This is a genomic window from Microvirga lupini (genome assembly GCF_014191055.1).
In the GTDB taxonomy this organism is placed as follows: domain Bacteria; phylum Pseudomonadota; class Alphaproteobacteria; order Rhizobiales; family Beijerinckiaceae; genus Microvirga; species Microvirga lupini_A.
Map to the genome: position 1 here is coordinate 13,708 of NZ_JACHWB010000001.1, position 15,756 is coordinate 29,463.

Consider the following 15,756-nt stretch of genomic DNA (forward strand, 5'->3'; position numbering starts at 1 on the left):
GCTTTGTGAATACGATCCCCTCCCGAACCGCTGCGCCCGGCACACCCACCCTGCGCCCCACCTTGCATCTGGACCGGCTCGGGAGCGTGATCGCCGGGCTCATCGGCCTTGCGCTGTTCTTGAGCCCGTTCGTGACGTATCGGGCCAACCGCATCGTCTCGGGCGAGGGTCGCCTGCTTGTCGATGCCCTGCCGCCGGCAGGTGCCCTCGGCACCATCGTCGTGGTGCTGGGCGTCGCGCTCTGCGCGGTGCTGGCACGCAGGCCACTCATCCGGCTGGCGGCAGCCTCCATGGGGCTTGGCGTGATCTTTCCCGCGGTCGGGTTTTCCGCCGGCTTCGTCACGCCGGCGGGCAACACCTTCGCCCGCGTGTCGCCTGCCATCGGCTTCTGGCTTCTTGCCTTGGCTTTTGCGCTTATTGCCGCCGATGCGCTGACACGCCTGCGGTTCGGACCCTGGGGGAGGCTTGTGGCGTTGGGCATCGCCGCGGGCGGACTGGCGCTTCTGCTCCTGTCGGGAGCCTGGAACGATCTCTCCCTGATGAAGGAATACGCCAACCGGGCGGAGAGCTTCTGGCGCGAGGCGCGCCAGCACCTGTGGCTCGCCTTCGGGTCGATGGCGGCCGCCTGTCTCGTGGGCTTGCCGCTCGGCCTTGCAGGCCATCGCATTCCCGCCTTGCGCAACGCGATCCTGCAGGGGCTCGGCGTCGTGCAGACGATCCCGAGCATCGCGCTCTTCGGTATCCTGATCGCGCCGCTCGGGTACCTCGCTGCCAATGTGCCGCTCGCCGCAGCCCTCGGCATCCGTGGCATCGGGGCGGCGCCTGCCTTCATCGCGCTGTTCCTCTATTCCCTGCTGCCGGTGGTGGCCAACACGATGGCGGGATTGGGTCAGGTGCCGGCCGATGTGATCGAGGCTGCGCGCGGCATGGGTCTGTCGCGACGGCAGCGCCTCTTTCAGGTCGAGCTGCCGCTGGCGCTTCCCGTGATTCTCGCCGGCATCCGCATTGTGCTGGTTCAGAACCTGGGACTCGCCACGATCGCCGCGCTGATCGGGGGAGGTGGCCTGGGCACCTTCGTGTTCCAGGGCATCGGCCAGTCGGCCATCGACCTGGTGCTGCTCGGGGCCCTTCCGACGGTGGCCCTGTCCTTTGCCGCGGCCATCATTCTTGACGCGATCATCGACCTGACACAACGAGGTGCTCATGATTGAGATTGAGCATCTCAGCAAGCGCTATGGCGACAATATTGTGGTCGACGACGTGTCCTTCACGGTCGGCGAGGGCGAGATCGCCGTGGTCGTCGGCACATCGGGGGCCGGCAAGTCGACCCTGCTGCGCATGATCAACCGGCTCGTCACTCCCAATGAGGGCCGCGTTCTCATCGACGGGCAGGACACGGCCACCATCCCGGAGGACGAGCTCCGGCATCGCATCGGCTACGTGATCCAGGGCTACGGCTTGTTCCCGCACCGCACGGTCGCCGAAAACATCGCCACGGTGCCGCGCCTTCTCGGCTGGGACAGGCGGCGCATCGCGGCCCGGGTCGAGGAGCTGCTCGATCTGTTCCAGCTTGACCCGGGCGAGTTCGCCCAAAAGTTTCCGCATCAATTGTCCGGCGGCCAGCAGCAGCGCGTGGGTGTCGCCCGCGCATTGGCGGCGAAACCTGCGCTTCTCCTGATGGACGAGCCTTTCGGGTCGCTCGATCCCGTCATTCGCGGCAAGGCGCAGGACGATCTCCTGGCGATCCAGCGCCGGCTCGGCACCACCATCGTGCTCGTGACCCACGACATGAACGAGGCCTTCCATCTCGGCGACCGGATCGCCGTCATGGACGGCGCTCGCCTCCTGCAATATGCCACGCCTGCCGATCTGCTGACGCATCCGGCCGAACCTTTCGTCGAGCAGCTCGTGGGAACGGCGGAGCGCCCCTTCCGTCTTCTCTCCCTCGTGACCGTGCAGGATGCGATGGAGCCCGGCCATGCCGAAGGGGAGCCGATCATCGTCTCGGCGACCTTACGCGATGCGCTGGCGCAGCTGATCTGGCATGGGCGGCAGGATCTTCCCGTGGCCGATGCATCGGGAACTCTCATCGGGCGCATCAGCGTCGATGGCATCCTCAAGCGCGGGCGGTCGCTCGCATGAGCACGCGCGCGCTCATCCTGCGCGCTGCGGCGCTCATCCTGCTCGTCGCCTTCGTGACAATGCCGCAGCTTTTTGCGTTCGCGTTCGCGCCGCTGACCGCCAACAACGCACCGGCGATCTACAACCAGGGCAGCCTGCTTGCCCTCACCCTGTCACATGTGCGCATCGTGGTGTTGGCGACGCTCGCCAGCACCCTTCTGGCACTTGCGCTCGGCATCTTCGTCACCCGGCCTGCGGGGCGCGAGTTCCTGCCGCTCTCGCGCAGCCTCGTGAATATCGGCCAGACCTTCCCGCCGATCGCCGTGCTGGCCATCGCCGTGCCGCTTGTGGGTTTCGGGGAGAAGCCCACCTTCATCGCACTCTTTCTCTACGGTCTCCTGCCGATCTTCGAGAACACGCTGGCCGGCCTGACGGAGGTCTCGCCGCGTACGCTTGAGGCCGCCAGGGGCATGGGCATGAATGCCCGCCAGCGCCTGTGGCAGGTGGAGCTGCCGCTCGCCCTGCCGTTGATCCTCGCGGGCATCCGGCTCTCGGTCATCATCAGCCTCGGCACCGCCACCATCGGCTCGACCGTCGCGGCCAAGGGATTGGGCGAGGTGATCATCGCCGGGCTTCAATCCAACAACGTGGCGTTCATCCTCCAGGGCGGATTGGTGGTTGCCTTGCTGGCCGTTCTGCTTCACGACGGACTGGGACTGATCGAGCGGGCGGCTGCCAGACGCCTGGGGCGTCCCGTGGACGAAATTGCATGACAATTCTGGCGAGGCTGAAGACAGAGACCCGGGCGGCGCACGACCGGATCGAAGCGGCGATGGATCTCGACCGCCGGATCGCCTCGCGCGATTGTTACCGGGACCTGTTGATCCGCTTCTACGGGTTCCACAAGGCCTGGGAGGAAGAGGCGGCCGGCCGGGTACCCGACCGGGACTTCTTCGAGCGCCGCCGCAAGACGCAGCTCCTGGTGCAGGATCTCGGCGCCTTAGGACTAAAATCGGAAGACATCATCCGTTTGCCACAATGCCGGCCTTTGATGTCGCTCTCGGGCCCGGAAGCCGTGCTCGGAAGCATGTATGTGGTCGAAGGCTCCACGCTTGGCGGCGCCATCATTGCCCGCGAGGTGGAGAACCGACTCGGATTCACCGCGGAGACGGGCTGCGCCTATTTCCGCAGTTACGGACGTGATATTGCCGCCATGTGGAAGTCGTTCGGCACGGTGCTTCTCGAAGCATCCTCGCCTGAGGCCGACGATCTGATCGTCGAGTCCGCACAAAAGACCTTCGATGTGATGCATGATTGGCTGTGCGAGACCCCATGACCCTGCAGACGCCCCAAGACATCGACCTGACCGCCTGCGAGCGGGAGCCGATCCACATTCCGGGCAGCATCCAGCCGCACGGGTTTCTTCTGGCGGTTCGGCTCGCCGACCGGACGCTGGTCTATGCCAGCACGAACATCGCGGACATCTTCGGGCTCGATCCGACCGATGCCCTCGGCCAGCCATTCGCCGAGGTTCTGCCGGTCCTGGCCAAGGAGTTCGAGGCACAACTCGCGGATCCGCCGCCGGCCGGGACCACGCGCTATGTCCGCACGATCAACGTTGCCACGGTAAGCGGCGAGCGGGCCTACGAGGCCGCGATCTCCCGCTCGGGCGAATGCGCCGTTCTGGAGCTTGAGGAGAGGCCGTCCGGGTCCGTCTCGAGTCTCGATGCGCTCTATCCCACCCTGCGCCGCTTCGTGGAACAGCTGCAGGGAGCCTCCAGCGTTGACATCCTGTACAGCCTCGCCGCGCAGGATATCCGCCGGATGACCGGGTTCGACCGGGTGCTGATCTATCGCTTCGACGAGCAATGGAACGGCACCGTCATCGCCGAGGACCGCAACGACGTGCTGCCGTCCTATCTCGACCTGCGCTTTCCGGCCTCCGACATTCCGGCCCAGGCGCGGGAGCTTTATCGACGCAATCGGCTGCGTATCATTTCCGATGCCAACTACATTCCGGTTCCGATCCAGTCGCGGAACCCCGAGCCGCTGGACCTGAGCGACTCGGTGCTGCGCAGCGTCTCGCCGGTGCATCTCGAATACATGCGCAACATGGGGACGCTCGCCTCCATGTCGATCTCGATCCTGCGCGACGGCCGGCTATGGGGCCTGATCTCCTGCCACAACAAGGAGCCGAAGCGGGTCTCGCTGCAGGTGCGCAACGCTTGCGACTTCCTCACCCAGATCTTTTCCCTGCAGCTCGAGGCGCGGGAGAACACCACGTTGGCCGAAAACCGGGTGCGCCTCGGCAGCGTGCAGACGCGGCTCCTCGCCCATATGGCGGCGGAGGACCATTTCATCGCAGGCCTCGTGAACCACCCGGACGACCTCATGCTCTTGGCGGGAGCCCAGGGTGCGGCCGTCCTCACGCAGGACCATTGCTGGCTGCTCGGCCAGACACCCGGCGAGGATCAGGTCAGGGCCCTGTTCGCCTGGCTCTCCCACCATCACCAGGAGGATGTCTTCGCGACGGACCGACTGTCTCAGGTCTACCCGGCAGCGAAAGCCTACACGGAGCGGGCCAGCGGTCTTCTGGCGATTTCGATCTCGAAGGCCCATTCGAGCTATGTGCTCTGGTTCCGCCCCGAGGTGGTCCAGACGGTGAAATGGGGCGGTAACCCGCAGAAGCCCGTGCAGGAGGAGGCCGGTTCCCTGCGTCTCCACCCCCGACGCTCCTTCGAGATCTGGAAAGAGACGGTGCGGGAGCGGTCGGTTGCCTGGGACCGGAGCGAGATCGAGGCGGCCAGGGAACTGCGCAACGCCATCGTGGGCATCGTGCTGCGCCGGGCCGAGGAGCTGGCGGCGATCTCCGAGGAGCTGCGCCGCTCGAACAAGGAGCTGGAGGCCTTCTCCTATTCGGTTTCCCATGACCTGCGCGCCCCGTTCCGGCACATCGTGGGCTATTCCGAACTCCTGAAGAAGCACGAGGCAAACGACCTATCGGAGAAGGGCAGACGCTACATCGACACGATCATCGATTCGGCCTACACGGCCGGGACCCTCGTGGACAACCTGCTGCGCTTCTCGCAGATGGGCCGCACGGCCCTGAAACCGCGCCGGGTCGACATGCACCACCTGATCGACGAGATCCGGCAGCAGCTTGCCGTGCATGCGGGTGATCGCCGGATCGAGTGGGTGATCGGCGACCTGCCCGAGGTGACGGCCGATCCGGTCCTGATCCGGCTCGTGTTTGAAAACCTTCTCGACAATGCCGTAAAATACACCCGGCCCCGGGAGAAGGCCCGTATCGAGATCGGCTCCACGCGCAGCGATGGGGAGACGGTGTTTTTCGTACGCGACAACGGCGTCGGATTCGATATGAAGTACATCGACAAGCTGTTCGGCGTCTTTCAGCGGCTGCACCGGATGGAAGATTTCGAGGGAACCGGCATCGGGCTGGCCAATGTGCGTCGCATCGTCGAACGCCATGGAGGCCGGGCCTGGGCCGAAGGCGCGCTCAACAAGGGCGCGACCTTCTCGATTGCCCTGCCGGATCACACAATGATTGAAGGAGCGGCGTGAATGCCGGATTTGAAACCGATCCTGCTGGTTGAGGACAACCCGAAGGATCTCGAACTGACCCTGGCGGCCCTCGAGCAGAGCCAGCTCGCCAACGAGGTCGTCGTGGTGCGCGACGGCGCCGAGGCGCTCGATTTTCTCTATCGCCGCGGCCCGCATGAGAGCCGCAACACCAGCGACCCCGCCGTGGTCCTGCTCGACCTCAAGCTGCCGAAGGTCGACGGGCTCGAGGTGCTGGAGAAGGTGAAGTCCGACCCGCATCTGAGGCAGACTCCGGTCGTGATGCTCACCTCCTCGCGGGAGGAAACCGACCTCGTGCGCAGCTACGAGCTCGGGGTGAACGCCTTCGTGGTGAAGCCGGTAGGTTTCCGTGAATTCTTCGATGCCATCCAGGACCTCGGCGTGTTCTGGGCCATCCTCAACGAGCCGCCGCCGCGGCGCAACGAGGGATAACATCACCGATGAGCCTGCAGGCCCGTCCCCAGTCCAGCCCGACGCTGCGCATCCTCCTCCTGGAGGACAGCGCGCTCGATGCTGAGCTGGTGACGGAGGCTCTGTCCTCCGCGCACCTCGCCGCCACGATCGAGCGCGTCGACACGGCGGCCGACTTCACGCGGGCGGTGCAGGAGAGCGGCTGGGACATCATCCTGGCCGATTACCGGCTTCCTGCGTTCGACGGCTTGAGCGCGCTGGAGATCGTGCAGGCGCGGGCGCCCGGCACGCCCTTCATCTTCGTGTCCGGAGCGCTCGGCGAAGAGGTGGCGGTGGAAGCGCTCAAGCGCGGCGCCACGGATTACGTGCTCAAACACAGCCTCGACCGGCTGCCCGGCACCGTCCTGCGGGCGCTGGCCGAAGCCCGCGAGCGGGCCGACAAGCGCCAGGCGCAGGACGCACTTCAGACGCTTCTCGAGCAGCAGACGGCGCTCCTGCACGAGCTCGACCATCGGGTGAAGAACAACCTCCAGCTCCTCCTGTCCCTGATCGGGATCGAGATCCGCCAGGCCGAGGACGATCAGGTGCGGCAGGTTCTCAGCCGCATGAGGGAGCGCCTCCAGGCGCTGGCCGCGGCGCACCGGGATCTTTACGACGGCAAGGGCGCGGCTCGCTTCGATGCATCCAGTTTCGCCAAGGGGCTCTGCGAGGAACTTACCGCCGCCATGCCCGAGGTGAGGATCGCGCCGGAATTCGAGATCGAGAACGTGGAGGTGGAGGCGTCCAAGGCGGCGCCCATCGCGCTCCTGTTCAACGAGATCATCGTCAACGCTCTGACCCACGCCTATCAGCAGCGCCACGGCAAGCTGAAGCTGGCTCTGCGCATCCGGGACGGGATTCTGCTGTTTCAGATCTCGGACGAAGCCTTCAGCCCCGAGGAGAAGGCGGCTGCGCAGAACAGCGCGTCCGGCACCATCCTGAAGGCCTTGTCGCGTCAGCTCGATGCCCATGTGGAATGGCCGTCGGGTGAGCCTGCAACCCTCGTGCGCGTTACCATGCCGGCGCAGGACGTGAGCTAGCCGATGGTAAGCGAACCCGTCGCCGGAACGAACACCGCACAAGCGGCCACCGGCCTTCCCGGAAGAGCCAGGATATCGCTGCGGCAGGTTCTGTGGGGGCTGGTGCTCGCCATCGCGCTGCCGATCCTCCTGGTGGCGGCCGGTGGCTTCTACTCCGGCTACAGGGCCGAGCAGCAGGCCGTCGATCAGCGCATGCAGGAAACCGCCCGGGCCTTGAGCCTGCTGCTCGACAGTGAGCTCGACAAATCGGTGCTGGCCATGCGGGTCCTGGCCCGATCCCCAACCCTTGCCAATGGCGACTTCGAAGGCTTCTACGAAGCGGTGAAGGATGCCGGTCTCGGTGCTCCATCCTGGATTGCCCTCTTCGAGCCGAGCGGCCGCGCCATCTTCAACACCCGCGTGCCTTATGGCGTTCGCCTGCCGGACAGCAACCGCCCGGATGTTCTTCGGCAGGTTCAGGAAACGCGCAAGCCCCATGTATCGGATCTCTATACCGGCTCCCTGACCGGACAACGCCTCATCACCATCGACGTCCCGGTCGTCATCGACGAGACAGTGGTCTACATCCTGTCGCTCGCCATCACCCCGGAGGCTTTTCAGAACATCATCCGCGATCAGCGGATCGTCGATGGCTGGAACGCCGCCGTGCTCGACCGCAGCAAGCGGATCGTGGCCCGGTCCCGCGCGCCGGAGCGGTTCGTCGGACAGCTGGCCAGCGCCAACGTTCAGGAGGCCCTTGCCGCGTCCTCCGAGGGCCTTCTCCAGAGCGTCACCCTCGATGGCATTGCGGTTCGTACCTATTTCAGCCAATCGCCCGCCTATGGCTGGTCCTTCGTCATCAGCATTCCGACCTCGGAGCTGGCGCAGTCGATCCAGCGCTCGCTTTTCTGGCTCATGGTTCTGGCTGGAGTCGCCATAGGCGGCCTCATCCTGGCGGCCCTGCTCTCGCGCGCGATTGCGCGGCCCGTCGACCAGCTCGTCGCGGCCGCCCAGGTGCTCGGCCGCCGGGAGGAGGTGACGGGCCAGGACACCACGCAGGTTGTGGAATTCGACACGATCAGGACGGCGCTGGCGGAAGCCTCGGCGGATATCCGCCGCCATGAGCGCGAGCGGGAGGACGTTCTGGCCCAGATTGCGGAGAGCGAGGCCCGCCTGCGGCTTGCGCTCAACGCCGGGCATTTCGGCTCCTGGGAACTCACGCCGGAGACGGGCGTCTTCATCACCTCGGCAAACTGCCGGGCCAATTTCGGCCGCGGCCGCGACGAGCCGTTCACTTACGCGGATCTGGTCTCGTCCATCCACCCCGACGACCGCGCCATGCAGGCCGAGGCCGTCGCGCAGGCCATTGCGACCAACACGGATCTTCATGTGGAGTACCGGGCGATCTGGCCCGACGAGAGCGAGCACTGGATCCGCGTCAGCGGGCGAAAGCGGATTGGCGCGAACGGCCAGCTGTCCATGGTGGGCGTGTCGCAGGAGATCACCGAGCGCAAGCTTGCCGACGAACGGCAGGCGCTCCTGCTGCGCGAATTGAATCACCGCGTGAAGAACACGCTGGCGACCGTGCAATCGGTGGCCTCGCTCACCCGCCGTTCGGCCGAGAACACGGATCCTGCGGCCTGGAACGCCTTCATGGATCGTCTGCACGGGCTCGCCAAGACTCACGATCTTCTGACGAACACCCAGTGGCAGGGCGCGCTTCTGGACGATGTGCTGAAGAACGAGCTCGATCCCTACCAGGACGCGATGCGTCAGCGCATCCGCCTGAGGGGGCCGAGGATCAACCTCCAGCCGGGCGCCGTGCTGGCCTTAGGCCTTGCCATTCACGAGATGGCTACGAATGCCGTCAAATACGGCAGCCTCTCGGTGCCGGACGGAAAGGTTCATGTGATGTGGGCCATCACGTCCGGGAGTGCGCCGCCCTCCTTGCTCGTCGAATGGGTCGAGAGCGGCGGTCCGACCGTGAAGAAGCCGGAGCGCCAGGGTTTTGGAACCAAGCTCATCCAGCGCGGCTTGGCGCAGCAGCTCGGGGGCGAGATCAAGCTCGATTTCGCGCCGACGGGCGTTCGCTGCGTGATCACCTTCCCGATCGCCACCATGGTGGACGATACAGACGAGGTCGACGACACCCGGCGACGCTATGCGTCGTGAGGTGGCGGAAGCGTCCTGCTTGACAGAAGGCCATGGCTCCGGTGCTCATCGTCCTGATGCTTTAAGTTGAACGATCCGGTGCCCCGATGACGACCATCCGCGATAAGCTCGAAACCATCCTGGAGCGTCTGGACGCGCGGGCCGCCGACGAGCGGGTGTTCGTCCGCCTGTACCAGGAGGCCGCCCGCGCCGCAGCGGACGCCGCAGATGCACGCCGACAGGCAGGTGTGTCCTTAAGCCCGCTCGATGGCACGATCGTGTCGATCAAGGACCTGTTCGACGTGGCGGGCGAAGCCACGCTCGCGGGCTCCGTCGCCATGCGCGACAGGTCTCCCGCAACGAGAGACGCCACAATCGTCCGCCGCCTGCGCCAAGCAGGGGCCGTCATTCTCGGCAAGACCAACATGGTGGAGTTCGCCTATTCGGGGCTCGGACTCAACCCGCATTACGGCACCCCGGGCAATGCGGCCGATCCCCTGCGCATTCCGGGCGGCTCGTCCTCGGGGGCCGGCGTCACCGTGGCCGAGGGCACGAGCGAGATCTCCATCGGCAGCGATACGGGCGGGTCGGTGCGCATTCCGGCGGCGCTCAACGGGGTGGTCGGGTTCAAGCCGACCGCGCATCGGGTGCCGCTGGACGGAGCCTTTCCCCTTTCGCCCTCGCTGGACTCGATCGGCCCGCTCGCGCTCTCCGTTCAGGACTGCGCCGACACGGATGCCGTCATGGCCGGCGAAGAGCCGTGGGCCGTCAACCCTCATCCTCTGGCAGGATTGCGAATCGGCGTTCCCCGGGGGCGTCTGTTCTCGGACCTCGAGCCGATGGTGGAGCAGGCCTTCGAGGGAGCCCTGAGCCGCCTGTCGCAGGCCGGAGCCAAGGTGTACGACCACAGCATCGAGGACCTGCTCACGGCGATGGCGGAAACGACCGCCGCGGCCTCGATCGCGTCCATCGAGGCCTCCGAGGTTCACGCGGACTGGCTGGAGACCAAGGCTGCGGAGATCGATCCACGCGTGCGATGGTCGATTGCGCGCAGCGGCACCGTTCCGGCCCCGGTCTATATCCGCATGATCCGCCACCGCCGGGCGCTCGCTGCCGCCATGGATGAGCGGCTGTCCCCGGTCGACGTGCTGGCGCTGCCGACGACGGCGATCTCAGCGCCCCTCATCGCGCCCCTGGAGGCCGACGACAGGCTCTACAACAAGACGGACTGGCATATCCTGCGCAATCCGATGTTCTGCAACCAGTTCGACCTCACGGCCATCTCGCTGCCTGTCCCCGGCTGCGAGCGCCCGGTGGGTTTCATGCTGGTGGCGCGCCACGGGCAGGATCGCAGGCTGCTGGCGATCGCGGCCGGCGTGGAGCGCGCATTGGTCGGCTGATCCGAGAGTTGCAGTTTCAGGAATGGTGGCGCATGCCGTCATTCCCCATCATGCGGACGCCTGTCTGTCCAAGGCGGGAAAGATCGCATACATCCGGACTGCTGGCACCGATCCTGCCGACAAGCGTTGATGATGCTTGCTGCCATCCTTGGAGAGCCCGAGCCGGATGATGCGTCAACTCTATCTCTGCCTGGGCTATGGCAGCCTTGCTCTCGGTGTGATCGGGATCTTTCTGCCCGTTCTGCCGACGACGCCCTTCGTTCTCCTGGCCGTATGGTTCTTTGCGCGCTCGAACCCGGCTCTGGCCGAGCGGCTCTACACCCATCCCCGTTTCGGTCATCTGCTGACCACGTGGCGCGATCAGAGGGCCATTCCCCGGCGTGCCAAGATCTATGCGCTGAGCATGCTTGCCGTCTCGTACGGCCTTGTCCTGTGGCTGACGGAGATCGAGTTGCTGCCCTTCATTCTCGCGATCATCATGGGAAGCGTCGCGCTCTACATCGCCACGCGCCCGGCGCCGCGCGAGAGGCCGGAGAGCCGGATCCCGGAAGCCTGAAGCCAGCGGGATCCAAGACCTTTCACATCTCGATCATTCAGGAAGATGCCCACAATCCGGCGCTTCTCGGATTTGGCCAAGGTTGCGCCATGTTGCGGTCATGGTTCCGGTTAGGCTGCTGGCATCTCAACGCATCCAACGATGCGCAGCTTGAAAAGTGGAGCATCGGAATGGCTCCCGAAAGTGCACAGCCACTTTCGGGTCCGAGGCTTTAACGAGGAGGGATGTGATGCGCAGTCTCAGTCTGTCGGTCTTTCTGCTTGCCTCGGCGGCGATGATCGCACCGATTCTGATTGCCCTGGCCTATGCCGCCAGCATCCTGACCTCAGCCCTTATGTTTCCCTGATATCTCACCACGCTTCGTCTGCGGAACAACATCCTTCCTTGCGGAGCATTCCGTTCAGGTCCGCGGATTCGCGATCTCCGCCGTCAGCTTCGGCAGTTCCTTGGTCATCCAATCGACCATCTGATCGCTCGTCTTCAGATGCGCCGGCATGGGAATGAAGGGTCCATGCGACTCATAGATGGCCGTGGGATCTCTGGCGCCCAGGATCGGGTCGAGATCGTCCTCGATCTCTGGTGTGATGCTTCTGCTGCCGAACCAGGTCAGGAGCAGGAGGAGCATCCCGACAGTGCCCGCAAGAACGATCAGCAAGGATATCGCCAAGTCTGCCACCTGTTCCTTCCCTGCAATGAGAGGCTCTTTCACTCGGCTCCGAGTTTATCATCGAACGATCTTTCGTCCAAAGATGCAAGCCGCAGTCTTGCGACATGATGTTCCCTGTTTGATGTCGGGCGATTGAGGTCTACAATTATCGCGTGGGCAGGCTTCACGGCCTCTCATAGGTTGAAGAAGGGGGCGTGATCGATACTGGTGCAGGGGAGGCGCTCATGCGAACCTATTACGTGTTCCAATCCAAGGCGGAGCCCGATCTCCGCGGATTTGTCGAGAGCTCCTCGGGCGAGGTTCTGCCGGCCGATTTGGGGCCATGGGCCCTCATGCAGCAGATCGGCCCCGATGAAGAGTGGAACCAGGGCGTCAGCCGTGCCGTGGTGGCGGCCGGAATCCTGGAGAACGGCTTCTATCTCTGGGGACCCGTCAACCGCGCGACCCCATCCCATCCGGTGATTGAAAGTGACCGCGTCGAAGGAACGGCCGTCTACGATCCGCACGGGACGCAGATCGGGACGATCAAGCGTCTTCTGATCGAGAAGGTGAGCGGCCGCGTGCTTTATGTCGATGTGACCTTCGGTGGCTTCTTCGGGCTGGGTGCTCATCACCACACGATCCCCTGGGACAAGCTCTCCTACGACAAGGAGCTCGAAGGCTACCGTACCGACGTGACCGAGGCTCAGGTCCAGGGCGCGCCGGCCTTCTACGGCGACGATACGGTCTGGCCCGACCGCAGGCGCGAGCAGGAGATGCGGGACTACTGGCATGACGTCCCGCGAGGGCCGATCTGAGATCGCCGGCCCGTCATATCCCGGAGGAACGCCATGATCGCGCATGTGTTCAAAGTCGGTGAGGTCGTGAGACCCCATCCATCCTGCCGCGCATTGCCGCACGATATCTTCAGGATCCTGCGCCTGCTCCCGACGACGGCCGGCGGCGTGCCGCTCTATTGCATCAAGAGCGAGACGGAGATGATCGAACGCGTCGTCGAGCAGAACGACATCGAGGCTGCGCTGCGTTGATGGGATGCGAGTTGAGTTCCAGTAAGCCTGCACCGGCCGGGAACCGTCCTGAGGCTTGGCCGTTGTCTCTTCGAATCCCTTCGTTCCCTCTGGCAACTCGATGGCCTGACGGTCTCTCCGCTCAGGCCTTTTCTTTGTCTCACGGCCTCGTTGCGTTGGTTGACGAGCACGATCTGCTCCTTAGGGATGGAGCATCGGTAGATCCCAAAAGTGCAAATCCACTTCTGGGTCCGATGCTCTAGGCGGCCTGATGGGTGATCGCCGGTGTCATCACGCGTCCGCGATTGATCAGGGTGGCCGCGCAGGCCGCGAGCGAGAGGGCGGCGCGGTCCGAGCGCCGCATCTGCAGGCAGACCACGTAAAGCCGCATCACTTCGACCGTGACATAGTGGAAGGCCACATCCGACCCTCGGGCAAGCTTCATGCGCCTTGAGGCCGTGTCGAGCTTGTCGAGGTAGAGCGCTTGGTCCGTCTGCGGCTCCGCGAGGAAGCCGCTCAAGCCGCCAAAGGTCTCCTCGAAATGAGCCCACAGGAGCGCCAGGTTCTTGGCAGCCTTGTCCTGCTGGTCCGGCGCGAGCGTCTTGAACTCCCCCAGGAGCTCCCAGACCGGGTCCTGCTCCAGGGCCTCTTCCTCGGCGGTTTTCACCAATGGAACGAAGGGAAGCAGGGTCCGGGCATTCGACACCAGAACGGGACGTAAACGGTCCCATTCGGCCATGACTTTCGGGAGCATGATCAGCGCTGTGGCTAAGGCCGTCTGATCGAGTGTCCGGCCGATGCGGCGAAGCAGCGGACGCGCCGCCTCGCCATAGTGCTCCACGATGCGCCAGCGCTGATGGCACAGCCTGTAGACCTGCTCGAGCTTTTCGATGAGCTCATGACGCGATTGATCGTCGGCGGACCACGGAAAGGTGAAATCGTTTCGGGATTGTGGCGAAGAACTCATGATGCTGACGATTCGATCCGCAAATCACGTTATGTGCGCAGCTCCGCTCATACCGGGGAAATCACGGCAACTTTGAGGCTCCGGTACGGGAATGACATGACTGGGGCGATGCCGGCGGTCTTGCGTCGACATGATAGGAAAAAGTCCCTGGATTGATTGGCGCGCCATCATCCGGGATGTCCCTACCCGACCTTGAACGGCGGTCGTCTATGCTTACGTTTCGGACAGACCCCTGATCCGGGCCCCTCTGACGCAAGAAGCGGTGGCGCTTGCGTGATGTCGGATCGTTCCCGATCCGGCCGCCGGCGCAGAGGCAAACATGTTGCAAGAAATCCTGGCTTCCCTCGTCAGCCTGCTGATCGTCGATCCGCTCCAGGCCGAGATCGGCGAGCGCCTGGCGCAGGCCCGCGCGCCTCAGGCCGTCATCGCGGATGTGAGAACCTGTGCCGAAGCCTCCCTGCCGGGGTTGGCGGACCGCGCCATGGCCGAGCCTCTCTGGGTTGTTTCGACAGCCCTGAACGTCTGGACCGGCCAGACCGCACCGGAAAGCATCCTCGGCGACACCCCTCAATGCGAGTCGGCGCTCAAATCGGCACGCGTGTATCTGGAGAGCCGCGGGGCGTAAGGGAACATATGAGGTCGGTCCCGCGGAAGCGCGGGACCGATGCAAAACGGACAGTGAGCAAGCGGCTCTTTCAATGAGCGATCGCTGGTTTCCCTTCGCCAGATGTAACAGACCCGCCGACTGTTACTTGGATCGGATCCGTCCTATGAGCCGATGGACGCACCACTTGTGTCGGCTCGAAGGCCTGCATGAACGAATGCGGCCGGTTGCGCAGATCCATCAGCGAGCGCAATTCTGTCGCCGGCAGATCCATCGGCTTCGCATCCCGCCAGCGCCGGCGAAACTTGGGCTTCCGTGAGAAGAGCCCCCAGGCGCTCTCCACTTCTTCTTCAACCTGCAAAATGATCCGTCCGGAAAAGGATTTCCGGAGATTAAAACGCCCCGTCAGAGCCATTGTTATGTCCTTTGATCTGGATCTTTGACCCGGACGGACTCTTAGCAACACAGTATCGACAAAGCCTTAAGACACAAGGTAAACGCCGTACATCCGGGCAAAACGGTATGTACCTTATCCGGTCATGCCATCGAGGCGCCGCGCAACCAGGGCTCAGAGAACGTTCCTCAGGGCGGGTTCGAGGTGGCTGGTTCGACGCTTGAAGCTAAAAAGCGCAAATCATTCTTGATCTGCAAAGGCTTGGTGGAGCTGAGGGGATTCGAACCCCTGACCTCTGCAGTGCGATTGCAGCGCTCTCCCATCTGAGCTACAGCCCCGGTCGATTGAATCGAGCCAAGTGCCGCAAGTTTTAGGCCTCCCGGCTTTGGTCTGTCAATCGGCCGGAGGAGGGGCTTCCGAGCCTTCCAGACTGGGAAGTGGCTGTTGTGTGAAGCTGTTATGGGTTGTTCAGCCCCGCTTCAATCGTTACATGAGCTAAGCCGATCCCTGACAGGTTTTCCATGCGCGCGCTCCTCAATGTCATTCTGCTGGCCCTGCAGCTCTATACCTACCTCATCATCGCGTCCGCGATCCTGAGCTGGCTTGTGGCCTTCAACGTGGTCAACACCCGTAACGATTTCGTCCGCTCGATCTGGAACTTCCTCGATGCGGTCACGCAGCCGGTCTTGCGGCCGATCCGGAACATCCTGCCCAATCTCGGCGGGGTGGACATTTCGCCCATCATCCTGATCCTGCTGATCATTTTCATCCAGAACCTGATCATCGACTACCTGATGCCGATCGCCTTTTAAGGGAAGAT

At 64.1% G+C, this 15,756-nt stretch carries 17 protein-coding genes and 1 tRNA gene; 14 read left to right on the plus strand and 4 right to left on the minus strand.

All coding sequences use genetic code 11. From position 1 onward, the window contains the following. Positions 1–14 precede the first annotated feature (14 nt). From FHR70_RS00060 to FHR70_RS00105, 10 genes are all read left to right on the plus strand, one after another. Positions 15–1,211, plus strand: a complete 1,197-nt coding sequence (locus tag FHR70_RS00060; RefSeq protein ID WP_343058740.1) for an ABC transporter permease — start codon at positions 15–17, stop codon at positions 1,209–1,211. After that, a complete protein-coding gene (locus FHR70_RS00065; protein WP_183445862.1) occupies positions 1,204–2,142 on the plus strand; it encodes an ABC transporter ATP-binding protein in 939 nt (312 codons plus the stop codon). Before FHR70_RS00060 ends, FHR70_RS00065 begins: the two co-directional genes overlap by 8 nt. Then, the gene (locus tag FHR70_RS00070) at positions 2,139–2,894 is read left to right on the plus strand and encodes an ABC transporter permease (protein WP_183445865.1); all 756 of its coding nucleotides are present in this window, start codon (positions 2,139–2,141) and stop codon (positions 2,892–2,894) included. The genes FHR70_RS00065 and FHR70_RS00070 overlap by 4 nt, the downstream gene beginning before the upstream one ends. Then, positions 2,891–3,457 (plus strand): biliverdin-producing heme oxygenase, encoded by a 567-nt coding sequence (locus FHR70_RS00075; RefSeq protein WP_183445867.1) that lies wholly within the window; start codon positions 2,891–2,893, stop codon positions 3,455–3,457. The genes FHR70_RS00070 and FHR70_RS00075 overlap by 4 nt, the downstream gene beginning before the upstream one ends. Then, positions 3,454–5,703, plus strand: a complete 2,250-nt coding sequence (locus tag FHR70_RS00080) for an ATP-binding protein (RefSeq protein WP_183445874.1) — start codon at positions 3,454–3,456, stop codon at positions 5,701–5,703. Before FHR70_RS00075 ends, FHR70_RS00080 begins: the two co-directional genes overlap by 4 nt. Next, entirely contained in the window at positions 5,704–6,153 is a 450-nt protein-coding gene (locus FHR70_RS00085; protein WP_183445876.1) for a response regulator, read from the plus strand. Positions 6,154–6,161: 8 nt separating this feature from the next. Then, on the plus strand, positions 6,162–7,211 hold the full coding sequence (locus tag FHR70_RS00090; RefSeq protein ID WP_183445878.1) for a sensor histidine kinase: 1,050 nt from the start codon (positions 6,162–6,164) through the stop codon (positions 7,209–7,211). Between the two features lie 3 nt (positions 7,212–7,214). After that, entirely contained in the window at positions 7,215–9,362 is a 2,148-nt protein-coding gene (locus tag FHR70_RS00095; RefSeq protein ID WP_183445880.1) for a sensor histidine kinase, read from the plus strand. An 86-nt stretch (positions 9,363–9,448) separates the two neighbouring features. Continuing rightward, positions 9,449–10,741, plus strand: a complete 1,293-nt coding sequence (locus FHR70_RS00100) for an amidase (protein WP_183445883.1) — start codon at positions 9,449–9,451, stop codon at positions 10,739–10,741. 169 nt (positions 10,742–10,910) lie between these two features. Further along, positions 10,911–11,297 carry a YbaN family protein gene (locus FHR70_RS00105; RefSeq protein WP_183448406.1) on the plus strand — a complete coding sequence of 129 codons (387 nt, stop codon included), beginning with the start codon at positions 10,911–10,913 and terminating at the stop codon, positions 11,295–11,297. A 400-nt stretch (positions 11,298–11,697) separates the two neighbouring features. On the opposite strand, the gene FHR70_RS00110 is transcribed toward FHR70_RS00105, so the two are convergent. Continuing rightward, positions 11,698–11,964, minus strand: coding sequence for a hypothetical protein (locus FHR70_RS00110; RefSeq protein WP_183445885.1), 267 nt, complete (start codon positions 11,962–11,964; stop codon positions 11,698–11,700). Positions 11,965–12,158: 194 nt separating this feature from the next. On the opposite strand from FHR70_RS00110, the gene FHR70_RS00115 reads away from it, so the two are divergent. Both FHR70_RS00115 and FHR70_RS00120 read left to right on the plus strand, forming a co-directional pair. Next, positions 12,159–12,761: a PRC-barrel domain-containing protein gene (locus FHR70_RS00115; RefSeq protein WP_343058693.1), complete on the plus strand. Its 603-nt coding sequence runs from the start codon at positions 12,159–12,161 to the stop codon at positions 12,759–12,761. Positions 12,762–12,794: 33 nt separating this feature from the next. Continuing rightward, complete coding sequence (locus tag FHR70_RS00120) at positions 12,795–12,992, plus strand: hypothetical protein (RefSeq protein WP_183445887.1); 198 nt, start codon at positions 12,795–12,797, stop codon at positions 12,990–12,992. Between the two features lie 238 nt (positions 12,993–13,230). On the opposite strand, the gene FHR70_RS00125 is transcribed toward FHR70_RS00120, so the two are convergent. Further along, entirely contained in the window at positions 13,231–13,938 is a 708-nt protein-coding gene (locus FHR70_RS00125; RefSeq protein WP_183445889.1) for a hypothetical protein, read from the minus strand. A gap of 319 nt (positions 13,939–14,257) precedes the next feature. Between FHR70_RS00125 and FHR70_RS00130 the strand changes: the two genes are divergently transcribed. Continuing rightward, the gene (locus FHR70_RS00130) at positions 14,258–14,563 is read left to right on the plus strand and encodes a hypothetical protein (protein WP_183445891.1); all 306 of its coding nucleotides are present in this window, start codon (positions 14,258–14,260) and stop codon (positions 14,561–14,563) included. A 70-nt stretch (positions 14,564–14,633) separates the two neighbouring features. Here the strand turns inward: FHR70_RS00130 and FHR70_RS00135 are convergent, their stop codons facing one another. Further along, positions 14,634–14,957, minus strand: coding sequence for a hypothetical protein (locus tag FHR70_RS00135; RefSeq protein ID WP_183445892.1), 324 nt, complete (start codon positions 14,955–14,957; stop codon positions 14,634–14,636). Positions 14,958–15,198: 241 nt separating this feature from the next. Further along, positions 15,199–15,274: transfer RNA gene (locus FHR70_RS00140), tRNA-Ala, on the minus strand. Positions 15,275–15,457: 183 nt separating this feature from the next. On the opposite strand from FHR70_RS00140, the gene FHR70_RS00145 reads away from it, so the two are divergent. Beyond that, positions 15,458–15,748, plus strand: coding sequence for a YggT family protein (locus FHR70_RS00145; RefSeq protein ID WP_036358112.1), 291 nt, complete (start codon positions 15,458–15,460; stop codon positions 15,746–15,748). The last annotated feature ends 8 nt before the right edge of the window (positions 15,749–15,756 follow it).

What these genes read in the sequence shown, in the direction of transcription:
- FHR70_RS00070 (WP_183445865.1), top strand. Translation starts at nt 2,139, where the DNA reads ATGAGCACGCGCGCGCTCATCCTGCGCGCTGCGGCGCTCATCCTGCTC.
- FHR70_RS00100 (WP_183445883.1), top strand. Translation starts at nt 9,449, where the DNA reads ATGACGACCATCCGCGATAAGCTCGAAACCATCCTGGAGCGTCTGGAC.
- FHR70_RS00120 (WP_183445887.1), top strand. Translation starts at nt 12,795, where the DNA reads ATGATCGCGCATGTGTTCAAAGTCGGTGAGGTCGTGAGACCCCATCCA.
- FHR70_RS00125 (WP_183445889.1), bottom strand. Translation starts at nt 13,938, where the DNA reads ATGAGTTCTTCGCCACAATCCCGAAACGATTTCACCTTTCCGTGGTCC.
- FHR70_RS00080 (WP_183445874.1), top strand. Translation starts at nt 3,454, where the DNA reads ATGACCCTGCAGACGCCCCAAGACATCGACCTGACCGCCTGCGAGCGG.
- FHR70_RS00105 (WP_183448406.1), top strand. Translation starts at nt 10,911, where the DNA reads ATGCGTCAACTCTATCTCTGCCTGGGCTATGGCAGCCTTGCTCTCGGT.
- FHR70_RS00075 (WP_183445867.1), top strand. Translation starts at nt 2,891, where the DNA reads ATGACAATTCTGGCGAGGCTGAAGACAGAGACCCGGGCGGCGCACGAC.
- FHR70_RS00135 (WP_183445892.1), bottom strand. Translation starts at nt 14,957, where the DNA reads ATGGCTCTGACGGGGCGTTTTAATCTCCGGAAATCCTTTTCCGGACGG.
- FHR70_RS00065 (WP_183445862.1), top strand. Translation starts at nt 1,204, where the DNA reads ATGATTGAGATTGAGCATCTCAGCAAGCGCTATGGCGACAATATTGTG.
- FHR70_RS00085 (WP_183445876.1), top strand. Translation starts at nt 5,704, where the DNA reads ATGCCGGATTTGAAACCGATCCTGCTGGTTGAGGACAACCCGAAGGAT.
- FHR70_RS00095 (WP_183445880.1), top strand. Translation starts at nt 7,215, where the DNA reads ATGGTAAGCGAACCCGTCGCCGGAACGAACACCGCACAAGCGGCCACC.
- FHR70_RS00090 (WP_183445878.1), top strand. Translation starts at nt 6,162, where the DNA reads ATGAGCCTGCAGGCCCGTCCCCAGTCCAGCCCGACGCTGCGCATCCTC.
- FHR70_RS00145 (WP_036358112.1), top strand. Translation starts at nt 15,458, where the DNA reads ATGCGCGCGCTCCTCAATGTCATTCTGCTGGCCCTGCAGCTCTATACC.
- FHR70_RS00130 (WP_183445891.1), top strand. Translation starts at nt 14,258, where the DNA reads ATGTTGCAAGAAATCCTGGCTTCCCTCGTCAGCCTGCTGATCGTCGAT.